The organism is Novosphingobium sp. BL-S-20, assembly GCF_055521635.1.
The window spans coordinates 2,243,664-2,269,876 of record NZ_CM145494.1 but is presented as its reverse complement, the minus strand read 5'-3'; the positions used below and the strand labels follow the sequence as shown (position 1 = coordinate 2,269,876).

The following is a 26,213-nucleotide window of genomic DNA, read 5'->3' as shown; positions in this document are numbered from 1 at the left end:
ATCGACCCCGCTCGCGCCGCTGCAGGTGCGTGGAGTGCCAGGCGCTCGACGCCACACACCCAGGTGAAGGCACGCAGCTCGCTTTCCCGATCAAGCTCATTTCCCGCCGCAAGGCCGCACGGCGCGCGAAGGGCGCCGCTCAACGGAGTGCTCTATCATGACGATGGTCACCGTTACCGTCGACCAACTGCTCGTTTCGCCGCTCAACGTCACGGTCGAAGCGCTCGCGCAAAGTGCGCGCTGGGTCCATCCGCTGCTGTCCTTCGGTGTCGCAAACAGCCCCGAAAACGGGGCATCCGAACACAGCGGGCAAGGGGAGGCAGCGGAGTGAAATCCCAGCCCTTCACGATCGTGGAGCCGCAGATCGAGCGGCTCGTCGATGGTTGCCTCTCTCGCCTCTATCGCCCGGTCGGACGGCTCAAAGCCATCCGGCCGGGCGATCTGCTGTGGGTGCGCGAACCCTTTCATCTGCCCCGCGAGTTCGAGCACAAGTCCCCCGTCCAGGCGGAGTTGCGTGGTGCGCGGCCGACGTTTGTTACGGACATCCAGACGCCGGAACCAGAGCCGACCCTGGGCCGCCGCCGGTTCGCGCGCGAGCTGCTGAGGGTATGGCATCGCCATCACCTAAAGGTCGCCTACGTCGGCCGGGCGCCGCTCCAGTCGATCACGATCGACGAGATCCACGCTCAAGGTTTCACCCACCGCGCAGCCTTCGCGCGTGCCTGGGACAAGAACCTGGCGCTCTCGAATGGCGACCAGGTCTGGAAGAACAACCCCGAGGTCTTGGTGATCGACTTCCACCACATCGCAGCGCCGCTGCCGGCGATACCGCCGGCGAGCGCTTTCGCTCCCCGGAGCTCCGCAACTCTCGAGACGCGCGCATGAACACTTATCCCACACCGAGCTCCAGCGCCTGTTCCGGACCCGAGGGGGGCATCGGCCGCTTCTTGCGCCGCAAGGAAGTTGAGCAAGAGACCGGCCTCAGCCGCCCAACAATTTACCGTCAGATGGCGAGCGGCACCTTCCCCAAACCTCGGCGAATCGGTGTCCAGGCCGTGGCCTGGCTCTCGACAGAAATCGAAGAATGGAAGCGTCAGCGCCCTTTCGCGAATCACCAAGAATAATAATTCGACGGTCAAATTGCCGATCCCTGGGGGGGGCACTTCAGGGGGCATCTGCCCAAGTACGCACACCTGAAATCGACAGAAAACAGCGGGTCAGAACTATGAAATGTGACATCTACTCGGGGAGCCACTTTCTTCCTTCCGAAGCGGAAGCAGGAAAGTCGCTCTGCACAAGGTGCGAGTGTTGCGGTTCTATCCGCAAGTGTCAAAATGTTTCCCAAGCAGACAGCGCATTGACGAACGCCTCATCCGGTGAGAGCGCTCTTGCAGGACGCCCCGGCATATCACGCAGAACAATCGGGCATCCCGTGAGAGGAACCGTGGCCCGAATCAGTATCCCGCGTCTGGCAGTTCTTGCTGCCGTCGTATTTCTGGCGCTCTGCGTGGCGCAGCTGGCTGGCAGCCTCCTGTTCTATCAGTCCATCGACCGGCAGACGATTCGCGCCGATCACGCGCGGCGAATCGCTGAACTGATCGTCGTCAGCGACCGCATCCATACGCTTCAACCGAATCTTGCCGCGCCGATCATGACGACGGGCCATCTCAAGGCGGAATTTTCGCCCGAGCCCGCCGTGCGCGGCATGGCCGATTCCGAATCACTGCACCGAATCGCCGGGCAGGTGATCGAATGGGAACCGGGTCTTGCCGCGCGTCCGCTCCATCTTGCGACCGCCGATACCTCCGGCGGCAAGAGCGATCTCGTGGGGTCGGTGCGTCTTGCCGACGGTAAGTGGCTGAATTTCCGCTCGCGGGACATCACCTCGATGTGGCCGATCGCCTTGCGGGCCAGCGTGCTCATGCTCTGTACGGCGCTCGCTTGCATCGCCATCGGGCTGATCCTGCTGCGCCTGCTCACCAATCCGCTGCGCCGCCTAACCCAGGCCGCCGACGCCATCGGCCACGGCCAGCGCGTCGAGATTCGCGAGAGCGGGCCTGAAGACCTGCGCAATCTCGCCCATTCGATGAACGTCATGCAGGAGCGTATTGCACGGCTGCTGGAGGATCAGGCGAGATCGTTCGAAGCGATCAGCCACGACTTTCGCACTCCGCTCTCACGCCAGCAGATTGCCGCGGACCTGATCGAGGATTCCGAAATATCGGAGATCATGCAGACCAGCATAGACGAAATGGAGGGGCTGCTCGCTTCCCTGCAAGGCTATCTGCGGGCCCAGCACTTGTCTTCGGATGCAGAGAAGGTCGATCTGGGTGAACTCGTGGCGGGCGTCATTGCGCCATACGAGGACCGGGCGCGGCTGATGGGGGCGGGCAAGGCGGTGGTCGAGAGCTTCCCCCAGCCGCTGGCTCTGGCGACCGGCGCGCTGGTCGAGAACGCCATCCGCTTCGGCGGGCGGGCGGAAGTCGCCGTGCGCCATGAAGGGGCGGACTGGTTCATCGACGTGGAGGATACCGGCCCCGGCATTCCGCCGAGCCATTTCGAGGATGTGCTGACGCCGTTCTTCCGTCTCGATGAGGCGCGCACGCGCGACACACCGGGCTTCGGTCTCGGCATCCCGACGGCGCACCGGCTGATGATGCGTTTTGGCGGGCAGCTCTCCTTCGCGACGTCGCCCTGCGGGGGGTTGATCGCACGGATCAGGGTGCCGTTGATGTAGCGAGGGGAAGCTATTCCCCTAGCGCTCGTCATCCTGAACTTGTTTCAGGATCCATTTCTGACCATCAACGGCCGCTTAATCGGCAAGATGGATCCTGAAACGAGTTCAGGATGACGATGGAGTAGCGCGGCGTCAGCCTTTGCGCGCTACCGCGGCTAGGCCCTTGGTCAATTGCAGCAGGCCATTGAGGCGCGACTTGGGATCGCCCCAGGCGCGTTGCAGCACCAGCTTGTTGTCCGGCCGCAGCTTGACCGCGCCCTGAAGCCGCTCGGCATAAGCAATCAGGCCCAGCGGGTTCGGGAAGCTGTCGTTGTGGAAGCTGACCAGCGTGCCGCGCGGTCCCACGTCGATCTTGGCGATATGCGCCTCGATCGCCTGCCGCTTGATCTGGATAAGCTGGACGAGGTTCGCCGTGGCTTGCGGCAGCGGCCCGAAGCGGTCGATCATTTCGGCCGAGAGCGATTCGATCTCGTCCTTGCTGTCGGCATCGTTGAGGCGGCGATAGAGCGCCATGCGGACGGCCAGATCGGGAACGTAGTCCTCCGGGATCATGATCGGCGCTTCCACCGTGATCTGCGGGGACAGGCCCGAGGTATCCTTCTCCAGCCCGACGCCGCCCGCGCGGGCTTCGAGAATCGCGTCTTCCAGCATCGACTGGTAGAGTTCGAAGCCGACCTCGCGGATATGGCCGGACTGTTCGTCGCCCAGCAGGTTCCCGGCGCCGCGAATGTCGAGGTCGTGGCTGGCAAGCTGGAAGCCCGCACCCAGCGAATCGAGGTCGCTCAGGACCTTGAGGCGCTTCTCCGCGACTTCGGAAAGCGCACGGCCCGCAGGCGTCGTCAGATAGGCATAGGCGCGGAGCTTCGATCGGCCCACGCGTCCGCGCAGCTGGTAGAGCTGGGCCAGGCCGAAACGGTCGGCGCGGTGGATGATGATCGTGTTGGCGCGGGGAATGTCGATGCCGCTTTCGACGATGGTGGTCGACAGCAGGACTTCGTACTTGCCCTCGTAGAAGGCGCTCATGCGCTCTTCCACTTCGCCCGCGCTCATCTGGCCGTGGGCGGAGATGACTTTCACTTCGGGCACGCTCTTGGCCAGCCATTCCTCGACTTCGGCCATGTCCGAAATGCGCGGCACGACGATGAAGCTCTGGCCGCCGCGATGGTGTTCGCGCAGCAGAGCCTCGCGCATCACCATCTCGTCCCATTCCATCACGTAAGTACGCACCGCAAGGCGGTCCACCGGCGGGGTCTGGATGGTCGAGAGTTCGCGCAGGCCCGACATCGCCATCTGCAGCGTGCGCGGGATCGGCGTGGCGGTGAGTGTCAGCACATGCACGTCGGTGCGCAGCTGCTTCAGGCGCTCCTTGTGATTGACGCCGAAGCGCTGCTCCTCGTCGACGATGACAAGGCCGAGGCGTTTGAAATTGACCGTTTTCGAGAGGATCGCGTGGGTGCCGCAGACGACGTCCATGGTGCCGGCGGTCAGGCCCTCGCGCGTGGCCTTGGCTTCCTTTTCGGGCACCAAGCGCGAGAGGCGGCCCACTTCCAGCGGGAAGCCGTTGAAGCGGTCGGCAAAGCTCGAATAGTGCTGGCGCGCGAGCAGGGTGGTCGGCGCGACCACGGCGACCTGCTGGCCCGCCATGGCGGCGACGAAAGCGGCGCGCAGGGCCACTTCGGTCTTGCCGAAGCCGACATCGCCGCAGACGAGGCGGTCCATCGGCTTGCCCTCGGCCAGATCGCCAAGCACGTCGTCGATGGCATGTTCCTGATCCTCGGTTTCCTGCCAGGGGAACCGGTCCACGAACTGATCGTAACTCGACTTTTCGGGCAGCAGCGCCGGGGCAACGCGCAGCGCGCGTTCGGCGGCGGTCTTCATCAGTTCGCCCGCGATCTCGCGGATGCGTTCCTTCAGCTTGGCGCGGCGTTTCTGCCATGCCTCGCCGCCCAGCTTGTCGAGCGCGACGCCTTCCGCCTCGCTGCCGTAGCGGGAAAGCACGTCGAGGTTTTCGACCGGGATGTAGAGCTTGTCGCCGCCTGCATAGGTCAGCATCACGCAGTCGTGCGGGCTCTTGCCGACCGGGATCGACTGCAAGCCTTCGTAACGACCGATGCCGTGGTCCATGTGGACGATCAGATCACCGGGTGTCAGCGCCGCCAGTTCGGCGAGGAAGGCGTCCGAATCCTTTTTCTTTTTCTTCCGGCGGACAAGGCGGTCGCCCAGAATGTCCTGCTCGGTGACGACTTCGACCGAATCATTGGAGAAGCCGGTCTCCAGCGGCAGCACCAGCGCGGCGGAGCGTCCCTGAACGGCAAGGCCGAGCGCTTCCTGCCAGGTTTCGGCCAGCTTGGGTTCGGGGCCTTGCGCTTCGCCCAGAATCGAGACGAGGCGGGCGCGGCTGCCGGTGGAGTAGGCGGCCAGGATCGCCTTGCGGCCGGTCTTGGCAACGGCATGGAGGTGCTTGGCGGCGGCCTCATAGGCATTGTCGCCGCGCGCACGCTCGGGCGTGAAATCACGAGCATTGCCAAAGCCGAAATCGATGACAGTCTTGGTTTCCGGCTGCGCGAAAGGATCGGCGCGGTGGACCGGGAAGGCGGCAACGGCCTGTTCGAACTCCTCGCGCCCCAGATAGAGCGCGTCGACCGCCAGCGGGCGGTACGATCCTGCCTTCTGGCCGGAGGTTTCGAGGCGGGCCTTGTGATAGTCCGCGATGTCGGTGAAGCGCTCGTCCGCGGCGCCCAGCGCGGGGCTGTCGATCACCAGCAGGTCGTCGTCCGAAAGGTGATCGAACAGCGTGACCAGACGGTCTTCGAACAGCGGTAGCCAGTGCTCCATGCCCGCAAGCCGGCGGCCGTCGCTGACTGCCTGATAGAGCGGGTCTGCCGTGGCATTGGCGCCGAACATCTCGCGATAGCGGCTGCGGAAGCGCTTGACGCTGTCCTCGTCCACCAGCGCTTCGCTGGCGGGGAGCAGCAGGTGATCGGGCACGGTGCCGGTGGAGCGCTGGGTGCCGGTATCGAACAGGCGCAGCGTTTCCAGCTCGTCGCCAAAGAAATCGAGGCGCAGGCCGCCTTCCAGACCGGAGGGCACGATATCGAAGATCGAGCCGCGCACCGCGAATTCGCCCGCATCGATGGCGGTGTCGCTGCGCTGGTAGCCCTGACGGCGCAGCAGCGCGATCAGGCTTTCATGGCCGATTTCCGTTCCGGGCTTGAGCAGGCGCACCGATTCGCGAATGCGGAACGGCGTGAGCACGCGCTGGAGCACGGCATTGGCGGTGGTGACGAGAAGCTGCGGCCCGGTGCGCTTCAGCTGGAGCCGGTGCAGCGCGGCCAGACGGCGGGCGCTGACCGACAGGGCAGGGCTGGCGCGGTCGTAGGGCAGGCAGTCCCATGCGGGGAATTCGACGACATCCAGTTCCGGCGCAAAGAATTGCGCCGCCTCGGCCACGGCGCGCATGGCGCTTTCGTTGTCGGCGATGAACACCGCCCGGCCTTTTGCGGCGCGGGCAAGGTCCGCCATGACCAGCGGCTGGGCACCGCGCGTTACCGAAGCGAGGGTAAGCGGCGAGGTGGCCGAGAGAATGCGTTGGAAATCAGTCATGCGCGTCGTGCAGGGCCTTCGACAAGCTCAGGCTGAGCGGGTTTGGGAAATTGGGTCATCCTCCGCTCATGCTGAGCTTGCCGAAGCATCAGCGCGGAATATCGACGTAATCGAGCTTCATCATGCGGTCCATCAAAGGGCCGCGATATTGCTCGGGAATGCTCTGGGTGCCGAGCGCCCAGGCCATGATGTCGACGTCTTCTTCCTCGATCATCGTTTCGAAGAGGTCGATCTCGGCTTCGGACCATTCGGCGTGGAATTTGTCGAAGAAGCAGCCGATCATGTAATCGGCCTCGCGCGTGCCGCGATGCCAGGCGCGGAACTTGAGGCGGGCGAGCCGTGGGAGAAGTTCGGTCATACCGGCGCCGTTACCGTGCCCGGCGGGTCGGGGCAAGTTTCGGGATGTCTTGCGCAGGGGTAGGGAAAGGCGAGGCGGCTGGAACATAAACCCCGTCGTCCCCGCGAAGGCGGGGACCCCGCTTTTCTTGCGGCTTACCGATAGCTTGTAGAAGAAAGCGGTGCCCCCGCCTTCGCGGGGGTGACGAGGCGGTTAAGGGGAGGGAGCGAGTGCGATTTCCCGGAACTTACCTCTGGAAGACCTTGATGATCTCGTCACTCGGGCGGCCGGTCATCGTCTTGGGCACTTCGGTCAACAGCGCGCTTTTCAGTTCCTTGTGATAGTGACGCCGCATCTCGCCCAATGAGCGCGGATCGGCGACGATCACCAGCTGATCGATCTCGCGGTCCAGCACTTGCTGGTTGAGCCAGCCTGCGACTGCGGCGGCATGGGCGCTTTCGTCCAGCGCATCGTTGCTACCGTCGCCGGTGCGGGCCTGGTGGCGGGAAGGGGCATCGCGGCGGCGGAAGCCTGCGCTGAAGTTGGTGGCCTCCAGATCGGGCGCGTCCAGCGAAGTGAGCCGTGGTGCGGCTTCGCGTCCGGCATTGCGATAGAGTTCGAAGTTTTCACCGTCGACGATCGCGAACACGGTTCCGTGCGGAAGAAGCATCTAATTCTCCTATGCTGGGGTGGGGTTCACTGAGGCCAACGTGGCTGTCCGCAAATCCGTTCCCCATCGGTCTGGCGAAACGAGCCGTTCTCGCGCTAAGAGGCGGCCATGCGGCCCGAAGCTCTGAATTGCCTGTTCACCGAGACCGATTCCCTTGACGGCGTTGGCCCCAAGCTCAAGCGTCCCTTGGAAAAGCTCGGGCTGACCCGCATCCGCGACTTGCTCTATCATCTGCCCGACCGCTTCGTGGAGCGGCGCGCGGTGCTCAATCTCGACGATGCCAGCGTGGGTGAGAACGTGATCGTCCGCCTCACCGTGCGCGAGCATCGTTCCCCGTCGGGGCGCGGCCCGTTCCGGGTGATCGCCGAGGACGAGACCGGCAATATTTGCACGATCACTTATTTCGGCCGCGCCTCCTATACCGCGAAGAAGCAGCTTCCGATGGGCGAGACGCGCTGGGTGGCGGGGCGGCTCGACCAGTATGGTCAGATGCTCCAGATGGTGCACCCCGAACATGTCTCGGAAACCAGCGCCGCGCCGGTGGGCCAGCTTTGCGAGGCGGTCTATCCGTTGTCCGAGGGACTGACGCAGGGGCGTGTCGCGGGTCTCGTCCAGCAGGCGCTCAAGGCCCTGCCGGAACTGCCCGAATGGATCGAGCACGGCCTCTACGACAAGATGAAGTGGCCGGTCTGGCACGAGGCCGTGCGAGAGGTTCATCGCGGCGTCCATGCCCAGGCGCGCGACCGGCTCGCTTATGACGAACTGCTCGCCAATGCGCTGGCGCTGATGCTGGTGCGCGAGAGCAACCGCAAGCAGTCCGGCACGCCGCTGAAAGGCGACGGCGCGCTGAGGGCCAAGCTCAAGCTGCCGTTTGCGCTGACCGGCGCGCAGAAGCGCTCGATCGACGAGATCGAGGGCGACGTGGCGCAGAACGCGCCGATGCTGCGCCTGCTCCAGGGCGACGTCGGCGCGGGCAAGACGGTGGTGGCGCTCAACGCGATGCTGATCGCGGTGGAGGCAGGCGCGCAGGCGGCGCTGCTGGCGCCGACCGAAATCCTCGCCCGCCAGCATTACGAGACGCTCGCCCGGATGCTTCAGGGCACCGGCGTCGAAGTCGCGCTGCTGACCGGGCGCGACAAGGGCAAGGCGCGCGAGGCGATCCTGATGGGGCTGGTCGGCGGCACCATCGATATCGTCGTCGGCACCCATGCGATCTTTCAGGACACGGTGTCCTACCGCAACCTCGCGCTGGTGGTGATCGACGAGCAGCACCGCTTCGGTGTCGGCCAGCGGCTGATGCTGGCGCGCAAGGGCCGCCGCACGCCGCATACGCTGGCCATGACCGCCACGCCGATCCCGCGCACGCTGACTCTGGCGCAGTACGGCGAGATGGAAGTCTCCAAGCTCGACGAACTGCCGCCGGGGCGCCAGGCGATCGATACCCGCGTGGTCTCGGTGGAGCGCATGGGCGATGTCGTCGAAGGCATTGCCCGCCATATCGAGACCGGGCAGCAGGCCTATTGGGTCTGTCCGATGGTAAGCGAGAGCGAGAACGACGACCTTGCCGCTGCAGAGGCTCGCTATGCCACGCTCAAGGATCGCTTCGGCGACAAGGTCGTGCTCGTACACGGACAGTTGAAGCCTGACGCCAAGGACGCGGGCATGGAGCGCTTCGCCAGCGGCGAGGCCTCGGTGCTGGTGGCGACGACGGTGATCGAGGTCGGCGTCGACGTGCCCAATGCCACGCTCATGGTGATCGAACAGGCCGAGCGTTTCGGCCTCGCCCAGCTTCACCAGCTGCGCGGACGCGTGGGGCGCGGCAGCGAGAAATCGACCTGCCTGCTGCTGCGCGGTCAGCAACTCAGCGAGACGGCTCGCCAGCGCCTTGCCCTGATGCGCGAGACGCAGGACGGCTTCCGGCTGGCCGAAGAAGACCTGCAACTGCGCGGCGGCGGCGAACTGCTCGGTACGCGCCAGTCGGGCGACACGCCGTTCCGCATCGCCAGTCTGGAGCAGATCACCAAGCTGCTGCCGCTCGCCCATGACGACGCCCGCCTGCTGATCGAGCGCGACGGCGGCCTCGCCGGACCGCGCGGGGAAGCGGCGCGCCTGCTGCTCTATCTGTTCGAGCGCGATTGGGGCGTGCAGCTTCTTCGTGGCGGCTAGGGGGCTGTTCGGCAGCCGGTCGGCGTCGCTCGTCCGGCATAGACAGGCGAAAGCGGAAAGTTCAGCTCGGCCAGCAGGGCGGCGTCGGCGTGGCAGTATTTGTCCTTGGCGACGAAGGCGCGCACGGGGGTGAAGCCGAAGCCCTCCTGCTCCTTCACCAGCGCGAAGGACTGGATATGCGTCGGCGCGGCGTCATAGGGCGACGCACCGATGTCCCGACTGGCGATCAGCATATAGAGTGTCGCCTTGCCGCGATAATCGCCGCGGGCGAAGCGGACCGAGCGGATCATGTCGTCGCCGACGTCCGGCGCGTCGATGATCTGCCCGCGCCCTTCGAGCAGGGCGGTGGCCTCGCCCACTTTCACCAGGAAGACATGCTGGCCGCGCACCTTGTTGTTCTGGCGCCAGAGCTGTGCGATCGATCCGTCCTCGCCGGTTCCGGCGATGTCCGGCAGGGCGTTCATCCCCGACGCGAGGGTGATCGGCGTGAGTGTGACCGGAGCGGAGGCGGCGGCCATGCCGGGCAGGGTGAGCCATGCTACCGCCCCGCAAGCGATAAGATGTCGAAAAGGCAGATGTCGCATCGTCATTCCCCGCGACCATGCATCCCTCGCCAATGTTCTGCCCGAGGGCCTGCGGGGTGACAACCGGGCTGGCCAAAAGGGGTAGGGCAGCCGGAAAGCCCGCCGATTCGACTTTCTTCAGCCTCGTGGATGAGCGATTCGATGGGCGCACCAGTGCTTTGCAGGCTTCGATCGAAGAAAATCCGGCCTGTGGAAATTTTTGTTTTTACTGGAATTTCCAGGTTTTTCGGCGCCCTGAAGGCTGTCTCGCTACTCTTTCGCCGGGCGGGGAGAACAAAAATGAGATTGGCCCCTTGCCACCCCCGGAGTCGCCCTATATAGGCGCGCTCCTGCCCAGGGCGGTCTTCGGAACGCCCACCCGGTCGGGGAATAGCTCAGCCTGGTAGAGCACTGTCTTCGGGAGGCAGGGGCCGGAGGTTCGAATCCTCTTTCCCCGACCATTTTCACCTTCGGGTGAGGCATAAAAACCCAGCGGAAACGCTGGGTTTTTTGCTGTCTGGCTTTCGCGTTTTGCCGTTCGGCTTTCGCGTATCGACAACCTTTTCCTTGAGCGGCCCGATGGGCTAGGTTTCGGCCATGACCGATATTCTCGCTGCCGATTCCGCTGCACAAAACACCGCTCCGGCCTCATCTCGCCACTGGGAGTGGCAATACCTCGATCTCATGCGCCGCATCTGGGAGGAGGGCGACGAACGGGTGGACCGCACCGGCGTCGGCACGCGCTCGCTGTTCGGGGCGACGATCCGCTTCGATCTGTCGACCGGCGCGATGCCGCTGCTCACTACCAAGCGCGTCTATTGGAAGACGGCCACCCGCGAACTGCTCTGGTTCCTGACCGGCGACACCAATATCCGTTCGCTCTGCGCGCAGGGCGTGGAAATCTGGACCGACTGGCCGCTGGACCGCTATCGCCGCGAAACCGGTGAGGCGATCGAGCGCGCGGAATTCTCGCGGCGGATCGTCGAGGATACCGCCTTTGCCGCTGAGTGGGGCGATCTCGGTCCGGTCTACGGCAAGCAGTGGGTGGACTGGCCGGTCTATGAAGACGCGGGCGATGGCCTCTATCGCAAGCGCGAGGCCGGGGTGAACCAGGTCGCGCAAGTGATCGAGAGCCTGAAGAACAATCCCGGCAGCCGCCGTCATATCATCGAGGGCTGGAACGTGGCCGAACTCGATTCGATGGCGCTGCCGCCTTGCCACAAGAGCTATCAGTTCCATGTCGCCAACGGACGGCTCTCCTGCGCGCTCTATCAGCGCAGCTGCGACCTCGGGCTCGGATTCGCCTTCAACATGTGGTCGCTGGCGTTGCTGACGCGGATGTTCGCGCAGCAATGCAACCTTGAGCCGGGCGAGGCCGTTTGGATGGGCGGTGATGTCCATCTCTACCTCAACCATGCCGCGCTGGTCGAAGAGCAGCTGTCGCGAACACCCGAGGGCGAAGCGCGATTCGAATTCGCTCGCAGGCCCGATTCGATCTTCGATTACCGCATCGAGGATTTCGTGGTCTCGGGCTATGCGCCGCAGGCGCATATCGCCGCTCCGGTGGCTGTCTAGCGCCGGTTTCAGCGCCTTTCTCGGTGGATTGACATTGCTGGAGGTTGAAATATTATGACCTGACCGTGGAATTTTGAAACGCGTTAGGTTCGTCCCTTTTTCCTAGCGCAGATCAGGTTTCCACGGCCCGGAAAGTCGGGAGAGGATAACCAGAATGGCCGAAGGCCCGGTTCGCACAGGCAAGTTACGTGGCAATCTGCCGCCGCTCGAACTCTATGTTCCCGAGCCGAGATATCGGCCCGGCGATACGGTAGATTATACTCACCTGGATATCCCCGAACCGGGCCTTCTGGCCCGGCCGGACGAGGCCTGCGAGGCCGGGGAAACCTGGCCGCTGACGCTCGACATGATCCGGGTGCTGGGTGATGACGACCGCGCCGTCGGCCCGTGGAATCCGGGTCTCGATCCCGAAACCCTGCGACGGATGCTGGCGACGATGGCGCTGACCCGCGCTTTCGACGACCGCATGTATCGCGGCCAGCGGCAGGGCAAGACCAGCTTCTACATGAAGTCTACCGGAGAGGAGGCGATCTCGATCGCTTGCGCCCACGCGCTCGCGGCGGATGACATGGTGTTCCCCAGCTACCGCCAGCAGGGCGTGCTGATCGCCCGCGGCTATCCGCTGGTGGAGATGGTCAACCAGATCTACTCCAACCGCGCCGACCCGTTGAAGGGCCGTCAGCTACCGATTATGTATTCGGCCAAGGACTACGGCTTCTTCTCCATCTCGGGCAACCTCGCCACCCAGTTCCCGCAGGCGGTGGGCTGGGCCATGGCGAGCGCGATCAAGGGCGATACCCGCATCGCCACCAGTTTCGTGGGCGAAGGCTCCAGCGCCGAGGGCGATTTCCACGCGGCGATGACCTTTGCGGCGGTCTATAATGCGCCGGTCGTGCTCAACGTGGTCAACAACCAGTGGGCGATCTCCAGCTTCTCGGGCTTTGCCGGGGCGGAGCGGACGACGTTCGCGGCGCGCGCGGCAGGCTACGGCATCGCCGGGCTTCGGGTGGACGGCAACGATATCCTCGCGGTCTATGCGGCGATGGAATGGGCCGCCAACCGCGCCCGTGCGGGCAAGGGCCCGACCCTGATCGAGCACTTCACCTACCGCGCCGAAGGGCACTCCACCTCGGACGATCCCAGCGCCTACCGCTCCGCGCGCGAGGCCGAGGACTGGCCGCTCGGCGACCCGATCATGCGGCTCAAGAAGCACCTGATCGCGCTCGGCGAATGGTCGGAGGAGCAGCACGCCGCGATGGACCGCGATCTCGCCGAGCAGGTCAAGGCGGCCACCAAGGAAGCCGAGAAGAACGGCATCCTCGGGCATGGCCTGCACCATCCGTTCCACACGATGTTCGAGGACGTGTTCGAGGAACTGCCCTGGCACCTCCAGGAACAGGCCGAACAGGCGATCCGCGAGCGACAGACAAAATGGCCGGAGTGGAAGGAGTGAGGACCATGATCGAGGAAAACCCCGTCAGCCTCCACGACGCGCCGAGCCGCTCGATGAACATGATCGAGGCGATCAACGACGCGCTCGACATCATGATGGCGCGCGATCCCGACGTGGTCATCATGGGCGAGGATGTCGGCTACTTCGGCGGCGTGTTCCGCGCGACGGCGGGCTTGCAGAAGAAGTTCGGCAAGAACCGCGTGTTCGATACGCCGATCAACGAGTGCGGCATCATCGGCGCGGCGGTGGGCATGGCCGCCTATGGCCTGCGCCCGGTGCCGGAAATCCAGTTCGCGGACTATATCTATCCCGGCCTCGACCAGCTCGTCTCCGAAGCGGCGCGTCTGCGTTATCGCTCGGCCGGCGAGTTTGTGGCGCCGATCACGGTGCGCTCGCCGTTCGGCGGCGGCATCTTCGGCGGCCAGACCCACAGCCAGAGTCCCGAAGCGCTGTTCACCCATGTCGCCGGTCTCAAGACGGTGATCCCGGCGACCCCGCACGACGCCAAGGGCCTGCTGATCGCCGCGATCGAGGACAACGATCCGGTTATCTTCTTCGAGCCAAAGCGCATCTACAACGGCCCGTTCGACGGCTATTACGATCGCCCCTCGCGGCCCTGGAAAGGGTTGCCGGGCAGTCAGGTGCCGGAGGGCTACTACAAAATCCCGCTCGGCAAGGCCCGCGTGGTGCGCGAAGGCGCGGCGCTGACGGTCGTGACTTACGGCACCATGGTTCATGTCGCCGAGGCGGTGCTGGCCGAGAAGGGCGTCGATGCCGAGATCATCGACCTGCGCAGCCTTGTCCCGCTCGACATCGACACTGTGGAAAAGTCGGTGGGGAAGACCGGGAAATGCCTGGTGATACACGAGGCCACCCGCACTTCCGGCTTCGGCGCCGAACTCGTCACGCTCGTTCAGGAGCGCTGCTTCTATCATCTCGAAGCCCCGGTGGAGCGCGTGACCGGTTTCGACACGCCTTATCCGCACAGCCTCGAGTGGGCCTATTTTCCCGGTCCCGTCCGCATCGGCGAGGCGGTCGATCGGCTCATGAAGGATTGATCCGATGGGTCGTTTCACATTCCGCCTTCCCGACATCGGCGAAGGTATCGCCGAAGCCGAGATCGTCGCCTGGCACGTCAAGGTCGGGGACACGGTCGAAGAGGACGGCCGTCTGGCCGACATGATGACCGACAAGGCGACGGTTGAGATGGAAAGCCCGGTTTCGGGCGTGGTCGTCGAGGTGGCGGGCGCCGAGGGCGATGTTATCGCCATTGGCTCGCCGCTGGTGGTGATCGAGGTTGAAGGCGCGGGGAACGAGGTCGATCGTGGTCCTGCGCCGAAGGCCGAGGTGGCCGAGGGGGCAGTGGACGGTGCTTCGACAGGCTCAGCACGAGCGGAGGTTGTGGAATCTGGCACTACCGTAGAGCTTGCCCCCACTCCCGCCCCATCCCCCACACCCGCTCAGGCTGAGCCTGTCGAAGCCCGCGCACCCACGCCCGCGCCAAAACCCTCAAGCACCCACGCCAAAGTCATGGCCAGCCCGGCCGTGCGCAAGCGCGCTGCCGATCTCGGTATCGACATAGGCGAAGTGCGCCCGGCCGAGGATGGCCGCCTGCGCCATTCCGATCTCGACGCCTTCCTGTCCTACAATGCAGCGGGCGGTTTCCAGCCTGCCGGTCGCAAGGGGCAGGACGAGCAGGTCCGCGTAATCGGCCTGCGTCGCCGCATCGCCGAGAACATGGCCGCATCCAAGCGCCAGATTCCGCACTTCGCCTATGTCGAGGAATTCGACGTGACGGCGCTGGAGGAGACACGTGCGCAGCTCAACACGGGCAGGGGAGCCAATGTGGACGGGCGCCCCAAGTTGACGATGCTGCCGTTCCTCATCACCGCGATCTGCAAGCTGCTGCCGAAGTATCCGATGCTCAACGCCCACTACGATGACGAGGCGGGCGTGGTTACGCGCTATGGCTCGGTCCATCTCGGCATGGCGGCACAGACCCCGGCGGGGCTGATGGTCCCGGTGATCCGCGATGCGCAGGACCGCAACCTCTGGCAGCTTGCCACCGAAATCGGACGTCTCGCGCAGGCGGCGCGCGATGGGTCGGCCAAGTCGTCCGAGCTTTCGGGTTCGACGATCACCGTGACGTCGCTCGGGCCGATGGGCGGGGTGGCGACGACGCCGGTCATCAACCGTCCCGAAGTGGCGATTATCGGCCCGAATCGGATCGTCGAGCGGCCGATGTTCGTGAAGGGCGCCGACGGCGCCGAGCGTATCGAGAAGCGCAAGATCATGAATATCTCGATGTCCTGCGATCACCGCGTGGTAGATGGCTGGGATGCCGCCAGTTTCGCACAGGACCTCAAGAAGCTGATCGAGGCCCCCGCGCTCATTCTTGCGGGGTAAGGGGAGAGAGTGAATGGGCAAGGATCCGCGCGTCGATGACTATATCGCAGAGGCCGCGGACTTTGCCCGCCCGATTCTCGAACATCTGCGCGAGCTGGCCCACCGCGCGCTTCCCGGTGCCGAAGAGACGATCAAGTGGGGCATGCCGCACTTCACGGTGAGGGGTAAGAACGTGGCCGGGATGGCGGCGTTCAAGGCGCACTGTACTTTCGTCATTCATGGTGACGGTCGGCAGGGTGACGCCATGGGCCAGTTCGGGCGAATCGCGAAGACGGCTGATCTGCCGGACGATTCGGTGCTGACGGCGAATCTTCAAGCCGCGATGGCGCGGGTGCTAGAGAAGGGCACCGCGCTCAAGACCGGTGGCGAGCGCAAGCCACGTCCAGAAATTGAGATTCCGGAAGACTTTGCGGCGCTGCTGGCCGCCACACCGGCGGCGCAGGGGGGATTCGGAGCTTTCAGTCCGTCCCAGCGGCGGGACTATCTCGAATGGATCACCGAGGCGAAGACTCTTGCCACGCGAGACAAGCGCATGGCGCAGGCGGCCGAGTGGATCGCCGAGGGCAAGGCGCGCAACTGGAAATATGAGAAGCCGCGTAAGCCTTCCTGACTTCCTGCTGAGGGTATGTCCTCATTGCCCTCGAGTTACCTTTCCCAACCCAGTCTCGTCGTCCCCGCGAAGGCGGGGACCCCGCTTTCTTGGTGTGGGCGAAAAGCGGGCAAAGGCAGCGGGACCCCCGCCTTCGCGGGGGCGACGATTTTTGTGAGGGGGCAGGTTGGCGACGAAGCTCCGCAGAAAATTAGGCTTGGCCCAAAATTTTTTTGCCGATTTTTCCTTCGAGTGAACCACTTGGACGCCGCCTTCGCGCGACGAAAATCGCAAAATCACCCCAAAAATCCTGCTTCAGGCAAAACTGTCCACAGGCTAGTCGCGGTTCGGTCGTAAAAAACTTCATGGGGCTGGAATATCGCGTTGACAGCCACCCGGTGCTGACATAGAGGGCGGCCTCCCAAGCGGACGCAACCGCAAGAACGCGGGTGTAGCTCAGTTGGTTAGAGTGCCGGCCTGTCACGCCGGAGGTCGCGGGTTCGAGCCCCGTCACTCGCGCCACTTGGGAAAATGCTGGTAATCCAGCGACTTGAGGTAGTCTAAAAACCTCACATACATTGCTGCGCGGGTGTAGCTCAGTTGGTTAGAGTGCCGGCCTGTCACGCCGGAGGTCGCGGGTTCGAGCCCCGTCACTCGCGCCATTTCCTTCACGGGAAGTGGTAAGGCAATGAAACGAAAAAGGCCGGGTTAACGCCCGGCCTTTTCTTTTGTCCGCTCCGGACGGGCTGCAAAAAGAACGCCCCCAAAAAACACTGGGATATTACCCCCAGCGTCCGGTTTCCATCCAGATCAGGAACCGCTTCAGCGGCAATATCCACACCACGCCCAGCGCGAGGTAGATCGGAGTCTGGAGCAGGGCGTGCCATGTTCCGATCACCGGCGGCAGGTATCGCGCGATCAGCAGGCCGTAGACGCACAGGGCGATGAGCAGGCCGAGGACCCCGATGGGGATTCGCCAGGTCGGGGTCTCGCGCAAGTCAGATCTCTCCCTCGTAGATTCGCGTCGGCGTCACCACGGCATCGAGGATGCGGTCGTGCGGCTCCATGGGGAGGTTGTCGGCCAACTGGCAGTCCCAGGCAAGGCCGATCGCGGGAACGTCGGGATTGGCTTCCAGCCAGCGGTCATAGTGACCGCCGCCCTGACCGAGTCGATGGCCTTCTGCCGTGAAGGCGATCAGGGGCACCACGACGATGGCCGGAACCACCGGCTTGGCATCAGGGAGCGGCTGGAGCGCGCCCCAGGGGCCGATGGTCAGTTGTTCCTCGTCGAAGGGGTTGGCCCATTCGCGGAATTCCATCGCGGCGTCCTTGGCGGCGAACCAGGGTAGGGCGATGCGGCGGTCATGCTCGGAGAGCCAGCGCGCCCAGCCAAAGGCCGGGGCCTCGTCGCCGACGGGGGCGTAGAGGCCGATGGTCAGCCCTTCGGGCATCATTTCCGCGACGGGTGCGGGCGGACGGTTGAGCACGAGCGCGCGCATGCCCTGCGGCAGCGAGGCGACGTGTTCGGCACGCGCGGCCCGGTGCTTTTTGCGCAGGGCGCTTTTCTCGGACGGCGGAGAGAGAGGGGGCGACGAATCCACCGAGGGTCCCATTTCTGCAAGAACTGATCAGGGCCGCGACAATAGCACCGAAGGTCTCTCGCGGCATGTCGGAATTCCGGCACTGTTCATGCCGAAAAAGATAAGAATCCGTTTGAAAAATGCCCATGAGGGCATTTTTGCGGCACCGGCCCGCGCCCCACCCTACCACCCAACGATAGTATCCTGCGGGTGGTAGGGTGGGCCAAATGGCCGGAACTGGGGCCGGTGCCGCAAAATTCGCGAAAGCGAATTTTCAAGCGGAAATAGAGGGTGACGGGACCACCATGGGTCGTTTGCTCGAGAAATCCTCTGACGCCTCGACGTCAGGTGGGGACCATGTACATCGGACCAGGGTCCGGGCAGGGACAGCCCCCTTTGGATTGCTTATAGCCTCAGGGATGTTCGTACGGCTCGTGCCGGGCAGTTCCCGTCGCCTCTTATTTAGGCATTCGGAGCGCGCTGCTCAAGGAGGTCCGCAAGATTTTCGACATGATCCGCGATCCGCACGAGTTCCTCGACCAGAACCTCGGGAATTTCCGGTTCCGGAGCGGGGGGCGGGGGCGGCGCGGCAACCGGGCGCTGGCGCAGTTCGTGCAGTTCGTCCGCCAGCATCAGCGAGGCGAAGAGCAGCATTCGCGGCTCGGTCTGGCCGACGACTCCGGCCTGCGCGAGCTTCTCGTCGATCATCTGCGCGAGGCGGGTGATATGCGCTTCCTCGCCGTCCGCGCAGGCGAGCATGAATTCGCGCCCGCCGATCGTGAGTGTGACGTTCGCCATCGCCTCAGGACTTCCGGTTAGGGAGCTGGCTGTCGGCGAGCAGCGCGTCGATTTCGCCGAGCGCGTCCTCTACGGTGCCGCGCAGGCGGTCGTGGCGCTCCTGCAAGTCGTGGTTCTGCGATACGGCGCGTTCCAGCCTTGCGAGGGCTGCCCGGATCCTGTCGACTGCCTGCTCGGTCGCGGCCTCGTTGGTCACCTTGTCCATCGATTTTGCGCTACCGTGAAATGGCCAAAAGGCAATCAATCGGATGGCCTTGTTCACAGGGCTTTCGATCAGTCGGGCGATCAGCCGGGCGGAATGTGTGGCCACGAGATTGGCATATATATGTACAAGCCCCCATATAAGCCGCCTATGCCCGCTATCAGGCGAACTTGACGGGAGACGGCCTCGCCCTAAAGGGGGTCGGCAAGTTCGAATCGTCCCATTCCTTCCGTTTCCGGAGCTTTCACGATGACCCTTGCTGCTGACCGTCTCGCGCCGATGGCCAATGCCATCCGGGCGCTGTCGATGGACGCTGTTCAGGCGGCCAACAGTGGCCACCCCGGCATGCCGATGGGCATGGCCGACGTCGCGACCGTCCTGTTCTCGAAGTTCCTCAAGTTCGACCCCGCCCAGCCCAAGTGGGCCGATCGCGACCGCTTCGTGCTGTCCGCCGGTCACGGTTCGATGCTGATCTACTCGCTGCTCCACCTGACCGGCTATGCCAGCCCGACGATGGACGACATCCGCAACTTCCGCCAGCTCGGCTCGGTCTGCGCCGGTCATCCCGAGAACTTCCTGATCGAAGGCGTGGAATGCACCACCGGCCCGCTCGGCCAGGGTCTGGCCATGGCGGTCGGCATGGCGATGGCGGAGCGTCAGCTCAACGCCAACTTCGGTGACGATCTGGTCGACCACAAGACCTGGGTCATCGCCGGTGACGGCTGCCTCATGGAAGGCATCAACCACGAAGCCATCGGTCTGGCGGGCACGCTGAAGCTGGGCCGCCTCAAGGTCCTGTGGGACGACAACAAGATCACCATCGACGGCGACACCTCGCTTTCGACCAGCGAAGACATTCCGGCGCGCTACCGCGCTTCGGGCTGGGACGTGTTCGAGTGCGACGGCCATGACTTCGCCGACATCGAACGCGCGCTGGCCGAGGCTGCCGCTTCGGACAAGCCGACGCTCGTCGCCTGCAAGACCGTGATCGGCAAGGGCGCCCCCAACAAGCAGGGCGGCCACGACGTGCACGGCGCCGCGCTGGGCGAGGCCGAAGTGGCCGCCGCCCGCGAATACCTCGGCTGGACTTCGGCGCCCTTCGAGATCCCGGCAGAGATCCTCGCCGACTGGCGCTCGCTCGGTGAAAAGGGCGCTGCTGCCCACGCCGACTGGTTCGCCCGCCTCGCCGCTTCGGACAAGGGCGAGGAATTCGGCCGCCGCATGGCCGGTGAACTGCCGGAAACCGACGCGATCCGCGCCAAGCTGGCCGAATGGCTGGAAAGCGACTCGACCGTCGCCACCCGCAAGGCCTCGGAAAATTGGCTGAACGTGCTGGCTCCGGCGATCCCCGAGATGATCGGCGGCTCGGCCGACCTTACCGGCTCGAACAACACCAAGGCCAAGTGCCAGGAGCCGTTCACCCCGGACAACTACGGCGGCCGCTACGTCTATTACGGCATCCGTGAATTCGGCATGGCCGCTGCCCTCAACGGCATGGCGCTGCATGGCGGCGTGATCCCCTACGGCGGCACCTTCCTGATCTTCTCGGACTACTGCCGCAACGCGATCCGTCTTTCGGCGCTTCAGCAGACCCGCGCGATCTACGTGCTGACCCACGATTCGATCGGCCTCGGCGAAGACGGCCCGACCCATCAGCCGGTCGAGCACGTCATGTCGATGCGCCTGATCCCGAACCTCTACGTGTTCCGCCCGGCGGACGTGATCGAGACGGCGGAATGCTGGAACATCGCGCTCGAATCCGAAGATACCCCTTCGGTCCTCGCGCTGACCCGCCAGAACCTGCCGCAGCTGCGCAAGACCGGCGACATGCTTTCGGCCCGCGGTGCCTACACGCTCCGCCACGCCGATGCCGACCGCAAGGTGATCCTGATCGCCACCGGCTCGGAAGTCGAACTGGCCGTGAAGGTGAAGGACGAGCTGGAAGCCCAGGGCATCGGCGCCGATGTCGTCTCGATGCCCTGCATGGAACTCTTCGCCGCCCAGGACGAAGCCTACCAGCATGAAGTGCTGCCCAACGATGCCTCGATCCTGAAGGTCTCGATCGAAGCCGGCATCACCATGGGCTGGGAACGCTACACCGCACAGAGCCGCAACGGCGGCCTGAACATCGGTCTCGACCGCTTCGGTGCCTCGGCTCCGGCCAAGGACCTGTTCGCTCGCTTCGGCTTCACCGTCGATGCGATCGTCCCGAAGATCCTCAACAAGCTCAGCGTGTAAACAGGAGAATTTACCTATGGCGACCAAGGTTGCGATCAACGGTTTCGGACGCATCGGGCGCAATGTCGCCCGCGCCATTCTCGAACGCACGGACCATGACCTCGAGCTGGTGTCGATCAACGACCTGGCCGATGCCAAGGCCAATGCCCTCCTGTTCAAGCGCGACAGCGTCCACGGCACTTTCGAAGGCACCGTGGAAGTCGACGGCACCGACCTCGTCATCAACGGCAAGCGCATCCATGTGACCGCCGAGCGTGATCCGGCGAACCTGCCGCACGCCGCGCAGGGTGTGGACATCGTACTCGAATGCACCGGTTTCTTCACCAACAAGGAATCGGCCTCCAAGCACATCGACGCGGGCGCCAAGCGCGTGCTCGTCTCGGCGCCTGCCAAGGGCGTGGACCTCACCGTCGTCTACGGCGTGAACCACAAGGAACTGACCGCCGATCACGTCGTCGTGTCGAACGCCTCGTGCACCACCAACTGCCTGGCGCCCTTCGCCAAGGTCCTGCACGAGAAGATCGGTATCGAGCGCGGTCTGATGACCACGATCCACTCGTACACCAACGACCAGAAGATCCTCGACCAGATCCACAGCGATCCGCGCCGCGCCCGCGCTGCCGCGATGAACATGATCCCCACCAGCACCGGCGCCGCCGTGGCCGTGGGCCTCGTTCTTCCGGACCTCAAGGGCAAGCTCGACGGTTCGTCGATCCGCGTGCCGACCCCGAACGTCTCGGTCGTCGACCTGACTTTCGTGCCGAAGCGCGACACCACCGCCGAGGAAGTCAACGCGCTGCTCAAGGAAGCCGCCGAAGGCGAACTCAAGGGCGTGCTGGGTTACACCGAAGAGCCGCTGGTCTCGATCGACTTCAACCACGACGCCCATTCGTCGACCATCGACAGCCTTGAGACCTCGGTTCTCGAAGGCAAGCTGGTCCGCGTCCTGTCGTGGTACGACAACGAGTGGGGCTTCTCCAACCGCATGGTCGACACGGCCGGCGTTATGGCAGGCCTGCTCTGAAAATGACGATGGCGGCGGATCGGAATCGGTCTGCCGCCTTTGCCTGTCGCCGCGGAAGTCCAGACCGGACTTTCGCGGCGCAGTGCTGAATGACACCACCCCGTCATCCCAGCGAAAGCTGGGACCGCTGGCCGTGAACGGCCCACCTTGCGGCGGTGCGCCCTGACGATAGTTGGCCGTAACAGGCCAGCGGTCCCAGCTTTCGCTGGGATGACGGGGCTAGCTGCATGGCGACCATAAGATGAGGATCGAGCAATGAGCGCTTTCAAGACCCTGGATGACCTTGGTGACGTGACGGGTAAGGTCGCGCTGGTGCGTGTGGACCTCAACTTGCCGATGCAGGACGCCGTCGTCACCGACGACACCCGCATCCGCGCCGCGGCGCCGACCGTGCTGGAACTCGCCGAAAAGGGCGCTAAGGTCCTCCTGCTCGCGCACTTCGGCCGCCCCAAGGGCGAGCGCGTCTCCACCCAGTCGCTGTCGATGGTGGTCGGCGCGGTCGAGAAGGTGCTCGGCAAGGAAGTGATGTTCGTGCCCGAGATCGCCGGTGACGTGGTCAAGCAGGCCGTCGGCATTCTGCGCGCGGGCGACATTGCCATCCTCGAAAACACCCGCTTCTGGAAGGGCGAGGAAAAGAACGACCCCGAACTGGTCAAGGCGATCGCCGCCAACGCCGACTTCTACGTCAACGACGCCTTCTCCGCCGCCCACCGCGCCCACGCGACGACCGAGGGCCTCGCCCATGTGCTTCCGGCCTATGCGGGCCGTTCGATGCAGGCCGAACTGGAAGCGCTCGACAAGGCGCTCGGCACTCCGGAAAAGCCGGTCGCGGCGGTCGTCGGCGGCGCCAAGGTTTCCTCGAAGCTCGACGTGCTCAAGCACCTCGTCACCCAGGTCGACCACCTGATCATCGGCGGCGGCATGGCCAACACTTTCCTCGCCGCCAAGGGCGTGGACGTGGGCAAGTCGCTCTGCGAGCATGACCTGACCGGCACCGCCAACGAGATCCTCGATACCGCCGACAAGGCGGGCTGCACCGTGCACCTGCCTTACGAAGTGGTGGTCTCGAAGGAATTTGCAGCCAACCCGCCTTCGCTGCGCACCTGCAACGTCCATGAAGTGGCGGCCGACGAGATGATCCTCGATGTCGGCCCGCTCGCCGTGGAAGCCCTCAGCGACGTGCTCAAGACCTGCCGCACGCTCGTCTGGAACGGCCCGCTCGGCGCCTTCGAGACGGTGCCCTTCGATGCTGCCACCGTGGCGCTGGCGAAGACCGCAGCGGCGCTGACCCGTGAAGGTTCGCTGGTCTCGGTCGCAGGCGGCGGCGACACCGTCGCGGCGCTCAACCATGCGGGCGTGGCGAACGACTTCTCGTACATCTCGACGGCGGGCGGTGCCTTCCTCGAATGGATGGAAGGCAAGGAACTGCCCGGCGTCGCCGCGCTTTCGGCCTGATCCGACACCGGCTGGGGAGGGGCGGCAAGCATGAACACATCGATGCCTGCCGCTCGCCCCGAGCGGCAACTGCCCTGGCACGGCCGCTATGTAACGCTCGACGGCATGCGCGGGATCGCCGCGCTTGCCGTCGCGCTGTTCCATTTCAACATCTCGCAGGCCCCGCACGGCTATGTCGCGGTGGACTTCTTCTTCGCGCTGTCCGGCTTCGTGCTCTGCACCAGCTACCTGCCGCGCTGGCAGGGCGGGATGGGCACCGGCGACTTCATGACGAAGCGCCTGGTGCGGCTCTATCCGCTGTTCCTCGTCGGCATCGCGCTGACGACCACCGTGGGCGTGGTGCGCCACTATACCGGCGGCGATACCTCGCTGAAGCTGCCGACGATCGTGATCAGCACGGCGCTTAATGCGCTGATGATCCCCTCGCCGCTGACGGGGACGCTGTTCCCGCTCAATGTCCCGGCCTGGTCGCTGTTCTACGAGCTGGTCGCTAATCTGATAATGATCCTCGTGCTGTTCCGGCTTCCGCGCCTCGCCTTGCTGGCGGTTTGCGTGGTTTCGGCTTGGCACTTCGTGCCTGCTGTTCTGGAGAACGGCTCGGGCAATATCGGGGCGGTCTGGCACGAGTGGTCGCTGGCCCTCGCGCGGACGCTCTATTCGTTCTGCGCGGGCATACTGATCGCCCGGCTGCGCCAGCCCGCGCATCGACCGGCGAAGCTGGGCGGGCTTCTGTGCCTGGCCGCCATTGCCGCGATGCTGCTGGCTGATCCAAAATGGATCGCGGAGAGCCATTTCGATCTCGCCTGCACGCTGGTGATTTCGCCGCTGCTGGTCTGGTTCGGTTCGCGCGTCGAGCCTTCGCGCAGGCTGGCCCCCGCGGCCTGGTTCGTGGGCGAAGTATCCTTCGCGCTCTATGCCGTGCACTGGGCGCTGATCGAGCCGATGCGCTACTTCAAGGACGACCTGCATTACAACGAAGTGCTAATGGCCTTCGTCTATCTCGGCGCCTGCCTTGCCACCGCGTGGTTCTGCGTGCGTTGGATCGACGTGCCTGCCCGCACCCTGCTGTCCGACATGCTGCGCCGCCGCAAGCAGGCGCGGCTCTTCGCCGGAACGGGTCGCCCAACGGACGGATAGCCTTTTGCCGCAGTTGCGAAACGGAGCCTCGGAGAATAAGCCCGTTTCAAGATTGCTCACACAATCTAGGAGGAGAAAAACAATGGAATTTTCAGAGATGACGGCCAAGATGGCCGGCGGGAACGGCTTCATCGCTGCGCTCGACCAGAGCGGCGGTTCGACCCCCAAGGCGCTCAAGGGCTACGGCATCGAGGAAGGCGCCTGGTCGACCGAAGAAGAGATGTTCGGTCTGATCCACCAGATGCGCGCCCGCATCATCGCATCGCCGGCCTTCACCGGAGACAAGGTGATCGGCGCGATCCTGTTCGAGCGGACCATGGATGGCGAAGTCGCCGGCGTGCCCACTCCGCAGGCCCTGATCGCCAAGGGCGTGGTGCCCTTCATCAAGATCGACAAGGGTCTTGAGGACGAGGCGAACGGCGTGCAGCTGATGAAGCCGATGCCGACCCTCGACGCCCTACTCGAACGCTCGAAGGCGCTCGGCGTGTATGGCACCAAGGAGCGCTCGGTCATCCACTCGGCCAATGCCGAGGGCATCGCCGCCGTCGTCAAGCAGCAGTTCGAGGTCGGCCAGCAGGTGCTCTCGCACGGCATGATGCCGATCATCGAGCCGGAAGTGAACATCAAGAGCGAGACCCGCGCCGAGTGCGACGAAATTCTGCTCGCCGAGCTGCTCAAGAATCTCGACGCGCTGCCGGAAGGCACGCGGGTGATGCTCAAGCTCTCGCTGCCGATCGTGCCGGGTACTTTCGATCCGCTCGTCTCGCACCCCAAGGTGCTGCGCGTGGTCGCGCTCTCGGGCGGCTACGAGCGTCCCGAGGCCTGCGTCGAACTGGCGAAGAACAAGGGCATCATCGCCAGCTTCAGCCGCGCGCTGCTCCAGGACCTGCGCGCGCCGATGAGCGATGCCGAGTTCGATGCCGCGCTTGGTGAGGCGATCGACGAGATTTTCAAGGGCTCGACCCAGAAGATCGGTGCCGCTGCGGCTGCCTGAACGGCTCCGGCGGATTTCGCTTGAGGGAGGGGCGGTGCCGCAAGGCGCCGCCCTTTCTCGTTTCTCAGAGGCCGCCCATGAAGCGGAATCCGAACTGATAGGCGAGCGGCGCGGGCTTCTTGCCGCCGATCGGATGGGGCAGGGCATCCAGCAGATTGAGCTGGCCGTCGGCGACCTGCTCGGGCTGGCCGAGCGTCATGTCCATTTCGCGCGGGCCGGAGCCGAGATCGATCCGCACGCGCACGCGCAGGCGTCCGGCCCAGACGCACTGTGTCCCTGCGGCGCAGCGGCTGTCCTCCAGCAGGGCCAGCGGCGTCACTTTTGGCCCGTCGACGTAGATCGTCTCACCGATGCGGGTATAGGCCAGGGGCGGTCCGCTATAGGGAGCGGGCGGGGTTGACGCCGGGGCGGATGATTGCGGGGTGTAGAAATCGGTCGGAGGCGGCGTCTCTGTCCGGGGATCGGCTTCGACGACATCCGGTTCGGGCGCAGGCGGCGGCGGGCGGTTCGCCTCGACGGGCCGGGGCGGCGCTCCACCCGGCGTTTCCGGAATGATCCGGCAGGCCGAAAGCGCGACTAGGGCGGTCATGAGCGAAAGTGCGGTCGATAGGGCGCGTCGTCTCATGATCCTCACACGTGTCTGTCTTGGCCGAGCGGCGATCCCGGCAGAAAACCGCATCGCGGCT

Annotated in this window: 25 protein-coding genes and 3 tRNA genes; 18 read left to right on the top strand and 10 right to left on the bottom strand. The window is 64.7% G+C overall.

Features of this window, described 5'->3' with window-relative positions; all coding sequences use genetic code 11:
- The first annotated feature begins 157 nt into the window (after window positions 1–157).
- The 4 genes from ACZ1II_RS18255 to ACZ1II_RS18240 all read left to right on the top strand — a co-directional run bounded on the left by ACZ1II_RS18255 (window position 158) and on the right by ACZ1II_RS18240 (window position 2,737).
- A complete protein-coding gene (locus ACZ1II_RS18255; protein ID WP_465145020.1) occupies window positions 158–331 on the top strand; it encodes a hypothetical protein in 174 nt (57 codons plus the stop codon).
- Window positions 328–885, top strand: a complete 558-nt coding sequence (locus tag ACZ1II_RS18250; protein WP_465145019.1) for a hypothetical protein — start codon at window positions 328–330, stop codon at window positions 883–885. Before ACZ1II_RS18255 ends, ACZ1II_RS18250 begins: the two co-directional genes overlap by 4 nt.
- Entirely contained in the window at window positions 882–1,124 is a 243-nt protein-coding gene (locus ACZ1II_RS18245) for a helix-turn-helix transcriptional regulator (protein WP_465145018.1), read from the top strand. The genes ACZ1II_RS18250 and ACZ1II_RS18245 overlap by 4 nt, the downstream gene beginning before the upstream one ends.
- 320 nt (window positions 1,125–1,444) lie before the next feature.
- On the top strand, window positions 1,445–2,737 hold the full coding sequence (locus ACZ1II_RS18240; RefSeq protein ID WP_465145017.1) for an ATP-binding protein: 1,293 nt from the start codon (window positions 1,445–1,447) through the stop codon (window positions 2,735–2,737).
- A 132-nt stretch (window positions 2,738–2,869) separates the two neighbouring features.
- Here ACZ1II_RS18240 and mfd read toward each other — a convergent pair whose 3' ends face one another.
- From mfd to ACZ1II_RS18225, 3 genes are all read right to left on the bottom strand, one after another.
- On the bottom strand, window positions 2,870–6,340 hold the full coding sequence (gene mfd, locus ACZ1II_RS18235; protein WP_465145016.1) for a transcription-repair coupling factor: 3,471 nt from the start codon (window positions 6,338–6,340) through the stop codon (window positions 2,870–2,872).
- Window positions 6,341–6,428: 88 nt separating this feature from the next.
- Window positions 6,429–6,698: an FAD assembly factor SdhE gene (locus ACZ1II_RS18230; RefSeq protein WP_465145015.1), complete on the bottom strand. Its 270-nt coding sequence runs from the start codon at window positions 6,696–6,698 to the stop codon at window positions 6,429–6,431.
- Between the two features lie 226 nt (window positions 6,699–6,924).
- The gene (locus ACZ1II_RS18225; RefSeq protein ID WP_465145014.1) at window positions 6,925–7,347 is read right to left on the bottom strand and encodes a host attachment protein; all 423 of its coding nucleotides are present in this window, start codon (window positions 7,345–7,347) and stop codon (window positions 6,925–6,927) included.
- Between the two features lie 108 nt (window positions 7,348–7,455).
- Here ACZ1II_RS18225 and recG point away from each other — a divergent pair, with 108 nt between their 5' ends.
- Window positions 7,456–9,513 (top strand): ATP-dependent DNA helicase RecG, encoded by a 2,058-nt coding sequence (recG, locus tag ACZ1II_RS18220; RefSeq protein ID WP_465145013.1) that lies wholly within the window; start codon window positions 7,456–7,458, stop codon window positions 9,511–9,513.
- Here the strand turns inward: recG and ACZ1II_RS18215 are convergent.
- Window positions 9,510–10,097, bottom strand: a complete 588-nt coding sequence (locus ACZ1II_RS18215; RefSeq protein WP_465145012.1) for a hypothetical protein — start codon at window positions 10,095–10,097, stop codon at window positions 9,510–9,512. The genes recG and ACZ1II_RS18215 overlap by 4 nt on opposite strands.
- Before the next feature lie 363 nt (window positions 10,098–10,460).
- Here ACZ1II_RS18215 and ACZ1II_RS18210 point away from each other — a divergent pair.
- The 6 genes from ACZ1II_RS18210 (at window position 10,461) to ACZ1II_RS18185 (ending at window position 16,120) form a co-directional block, all read left to right on the top strand.
- Window positions 10,461–10,537, top strand: a tRNA-Pro gene (locus ACZ1II_RS18210).
- A 136-nt stretch (window positions 10,538–10,673) separates the two neighbouring features.
- A complete protein-coding gene (thyA, locus tag ACZ1II_RS18205) occupies window positions 10,674–11,651 on the top strand; it encodes a thymidylate synthase (RefSeq protein WP_465145011.1) in 978 nt (325 codons plus the stop codon).
- Window positions 11,652–11,805: 154 nt separating this feature from the next.
- Window positions 11,806–13,104: a thiamine pyrophosphate-dependent enzyme gene (locus ACZ1II_RS18200; protein WP_465145010.1), complete on the top strand. Its 1,299-nt coding sequence runs from the start codon at window positions 11,806–11,808 to the stop codon at window positions 13,102–13,104.
- 5 nt (window positions 13,105–13,109) lie between these two features.
- On the top strand, window positions 13,110–14,162 hold the full coding sequence (locus tag ACZ1II_RS18195) for an alpha-ketoacid dehydrogenase subunit beta (RefSeq protein ID WP_465145009.1): 1,053 nt from the start codon (window positions 13,110–13,112) through the stop codon (window positions 14,160–14,162).
- 4 nt (window positions 14,163–14,166) lie between these two features.
- On the top strand, window positions 14,167–15,510 hold the full coding sequence (locus tag ACZ1II_RS18190; RefSeq protein WP_465145008.1) for a dihydrolipoamide acetyltransferase family protein: 1,344 nt from the start codon (window positions 14,167–14,169) through the stop codon (window positions 15,508–15,510).
- Between the two features lie 13 nt (window positions 15,511–15,523).
- The gene (locus ACZ1II_RS18185; protein ID WP_465145007.1) at window positions 15,524–16,120 is read left to right on the top strand and encodes a YdeI/OmpD-associated family protein; all 597 of its coding nucleotides are present in this window, start codon (window positions 15,524–15,526) and stop codon (window positions 16,118–16,120) included.
- 190 nt (window positions 16,121–16,310) lie between these two features.
- Here ACZ1II_RS18185 and ACZ1II_RS18180 read toward each other — a convergent pair whose 3' ends face one another.
- Window positions 16,311–16,466, bottom strand: a complete 156-nt coding sequence (locus tag ACZ1II_RS18180) for a hypothetical protein (protein WP_465145006.1) — start codon at window positions 16,464–16,466, stop codon at window positions 16,311–16,313.
- A gap of 78 nt (window positions 16,467–16,544) precedes the next feature.
- On the opposite strand from ACZ1II_RS18180, the gene ACZ1II_RS18175 reads away from it, so the two are divergent.
- Window positions 16,545–16,621 (top strand) — tRNA-Asp (locus ACZ1II_RS18175).
- 63 nt (window positions 16,622–16,684) lie between these two features.
- Window positions 16,685–16,761: transfer RNA gene (locus tag ACZ1II_RS18170), tRNA-Asp, on the top strand.
- A 119-nt stretch (window positions 16,762–16,880) separates the two neighbouring features.
- Here the strand turns inward: ACZ1II_RS18170 and ACZ1II_RS18165 are convergent.
- The 4 genes from ACZ1II_RS18165 to ACZ1II_RS18150 form a co-directional block, all read right to left on the bottom strand.
- A complete protein-coding gene (locus ACZ1II_RS18165; RefSeq protein ID WP_465145005.1) occupies window positions 16,881–17,096 on the bottom strand; it encodes a DUF2842 domain-containing protein in 216 nt (71 codons plus the stop codon).
- A gap of 1 nt (window position 17,097) precedes the next feature.
- Window positions 17,098–17,700, bottom strand: coding sequence for a 5-formyltetrahydrofolate cyclo-ligase (locus tag ACZ1II_RS18160; RefSeq protein ID WP_465145004.1), 603 nt, complete (start codon window positions 17,698–17,700; stop codon window positions 17,098–17,100).
- Window positions 17,701–18,141: 441 nt separating this feature from the next.
- Complete coding sequence (locus tag ACZ1II_RS18155; RefSeq protein ID WP_465145003.1) at window positions 18,142–18,477, bottom strand: cell division protein ZapA; 336 nt, start codon at window positions 18,475–18,477, stop codon at window positions 18,142–18,144.
- A gap of 4 nt (window positions 18,478–18,481) precedes the next feature.
- The gene (locus ACZ1II_RS18150; protein WP_465145002.1) at window positions 18,482–18,739 is read right to left on the bottom strand and encodes an MCP four helix bundle domain-containing protein; all 258 of its coding nucleotides are present in this window, start codon (window positions 18,737–18,739) and stop codon (window positions 18,482–18,484) included.
- A 189-nt stretch (window positions 18,740–18,928) separates the two neighbouring features.
- On the opposite strand from ACZ1II_RS18150, the gene tkt reads away from it, so the two are divergent.
- The 5 genes from tkt to ACZ1II_RS18125 all read left to right on the top strand — a co-directional run bounded on the left by tkt (window position 18,929) and on the right by ACZ1II_RS18125 (window position 25,527).
- On the top strand, window positions 18,929–20,917 hold the full coding sequence (gene tkt, locus ACZ1II_RS18145; protein WP_465145001.1) for a transketolase: 1,989 nt from the start codon (window positions 18,929–18,931) through the stop codon (window positions 20,915–20,917).
- 16 nt (window positions 20,918–20,933) lie between these two features.
- A complete protein-coding gene (gene gap, locus ACZ1II_RS18140; RefSeq protein ID WP_334182709.1) occupies window positions 20,934–21,941 on the top strand; it encodes a type I glyceraldehyde-3-phosphate dehydrogenase in 1,008 nt (335 codons plus the stop codon).
- A gap of 255 nt (window positions 21,942–22,196) precedes the next feature.
- On the top strand, window positions 22,197–23,396 hold the full coding sequence (locus ACZ1II_RS18135) for a phosphoglycerate kinase (protein ID WP_465145000.1): 1,200 nt from the start codon (window positions 22,197–22,199) through the stop codon (window positions 23,394–23,396).
- A gap of 30 nt (window positions 23,397–23,426) precedes the next feature.
- A complete protein-coding gene (locus ACZ1II_RS18130) occupies window positions 23,427–24,533 on the top strand; it encodes an acyltransferase family protein (RefSeq protein ID WP_465144999.1) in 1,107 nt (368 codons plus the stop codon).
- A gap of 82 nt (window positions 24,534–24,615) precedes the next feature.
- Window positions 24,616–25,527 carry a fructose bisphosphate aldolase gene (locus ACZ1II_RS18125; protein ID WP_465144998.1) on the top strand — a complete coding sequence of 304 codons (912 nt, stop codon included), beginning with the start codon at window positions 24,616–24,618 and terminating at the stop codon, window positions 25,525–25,527.
- Between the two features lie 64 nt (window positions 25,528–25,591).
- Here ACZ1II_RS18125 and ACZ1II_RS18120 read toward each other — a convergent pair whose 3' ends face one another.
- Window positions 25,592–26,116 (bottom strand): hypothetical protein, encoded by a 525-nt coding sequence (locus ACZ1II_RS18120; protein WP_465144997.1) that lies wholly within the window; start codon window positions 26,114–26,116, stop codon window positions 25,592–25,594.
- Window positions 26,117–26,213 lie beyond the last annotated feature (97 nt).

Bases quoted from the DNA above. Each gene is read 5' to 3' on its own strand.
- ACZ1II_RS18255 (WP_465145020.1), top strand. From the start codon at position 158: ATGACGATGGTCACCGTTACCGTCGACCAACTGCTCGTTTCGCCGCTC.
- ACZ1II_RS18245 (WP_465145018.1), top strand. From the start codon at position 882: ATGAACACTTATCCCACACCGAGCTCCAGCGCCTGTTCCGGACCCGAG.
- mfd (WP_465145016.1), bottom strand. From the start codon at position 6,340: ATGACTGATTTCCAACGCATTCTCTCGGCCACCTCGCCGCTTACCCTC.
- ACZ1II_RS18230 (WP_465145015.1), bottom strand. From the start codon at position 6,698: ATGACCGAACTTCTCCCACGGCTCGCCCGCCTCAAGTTCCGCGCCTGG.
- ACZ1II_RS18225 (WP_465145014.1), bottom strand. From the start codon at position 7,347: ATGCTTCTTCCGCACGGAACCGTGTTCGCGATCGTCGACGGTGAAAAC.
- recG (WP_465145013.1), top strand. From the start codon at position 7,456: ATGCGGCCCGAAGCTCTGAATTGCCTGTTCACCGAGACCGATTCCCTT.
- ACZ1II_RS18215 (WP_465145012.1), bottom strand. From the start codon at position 10,097: ATGCGACATCTGCCTTTTCGACATCTTATCGCTTGCGGGGCGGTAGCA.
- thyA (WP_465145011.1), top strand. From the start codon at position 10,674: ATGACCGATATTCTCGCTGCCGATTCCGCTGCACAAAACACCGCTCCG.
- ACZ1II_RS18200 (WP_465145010.1), top strand. From the start codon at position 11,806: ATGGCCGAAGGCCCGGTTCGCACAGGCAAGTTACGTGGCAATCTGCCG.
- ACZ1II_RS18195 (WP_465145009.1), top strand. From the start codon at position 13,110: ATGATCGAGGAAAACCCCGTCAGCCTCCACGACGCGCCGAGCCGCTCG.
- ACZ1II_RS18190 (WP_465145008.1), top strand. From the start codon at position 14,167: ATGGGTCGTTTCACATTCCGCCTTCCCGACATCGGCGAAGGTATCGCC.
- ACZ1II_RS18185 (WP_465145007.1), top strand. From the start codon at position 15,524: ATGGGCAAGGATCCGCGCGTCGATGACTATATCGCAGAGGCCGCGGAC.
- ACZ1II_RS18180 (WP_465145006.1), bottom strand. From the start codon at position 16,466: ATGAAGTTTTTTACGACCGAACCGCGACTAGCCTGTGGACAGTTTTGC.
- ACZ1II_RS18155 (WP_465145003.1), bottom strand. From the start codon at position 18,477: ATGGCGAACGTCACACTCACGATCGGCGGGCGCGAATTCATGCTCGCC.
- tkt (WP_465145001.1), top strand. From the start codon at position 18,929: ATGACCCTTGCTGCTGACCGTCTCGCGCCGATGGCCAATGCCATCCGG.
- gap (WP_334182709.1), top strand. From the start codon at position 20,934: ATGGCGACCAAGGTTGCGATCAACGGTTTCGGACGCATCGGGCGCAAT.
- ACZ1II_RS18135 (WP_465145000.1), top strand. From the start codon at position 22,197: ATGAGCGCTTTCAAGACCCTGGATGACCTTGGTGACGTGACGGGTAAG.
- ACZ1II_RS18130 (WP_465144999.1), top strand. From the start codon at position 23,427: ATGAACACATCGATGCCTGCCGCTCGCCCCGAGCGGCAACTGCCCTGG.
- ACZ1II_RS18125 (WP_465144998.1), top strand. From the start codon at position 24,616: ATGGAATTTTCAGAGATGACGGCCAAGATGGCCGGCGGGAACGGCTTC.
- ACZ1II_RS18120 (WP_465144997.1), bottom strand. From the start codon at position 26,116: ATGACCGCCCTAGTCGCGCTTTCGGCCTGCCGGATCATTCCGGAAACG.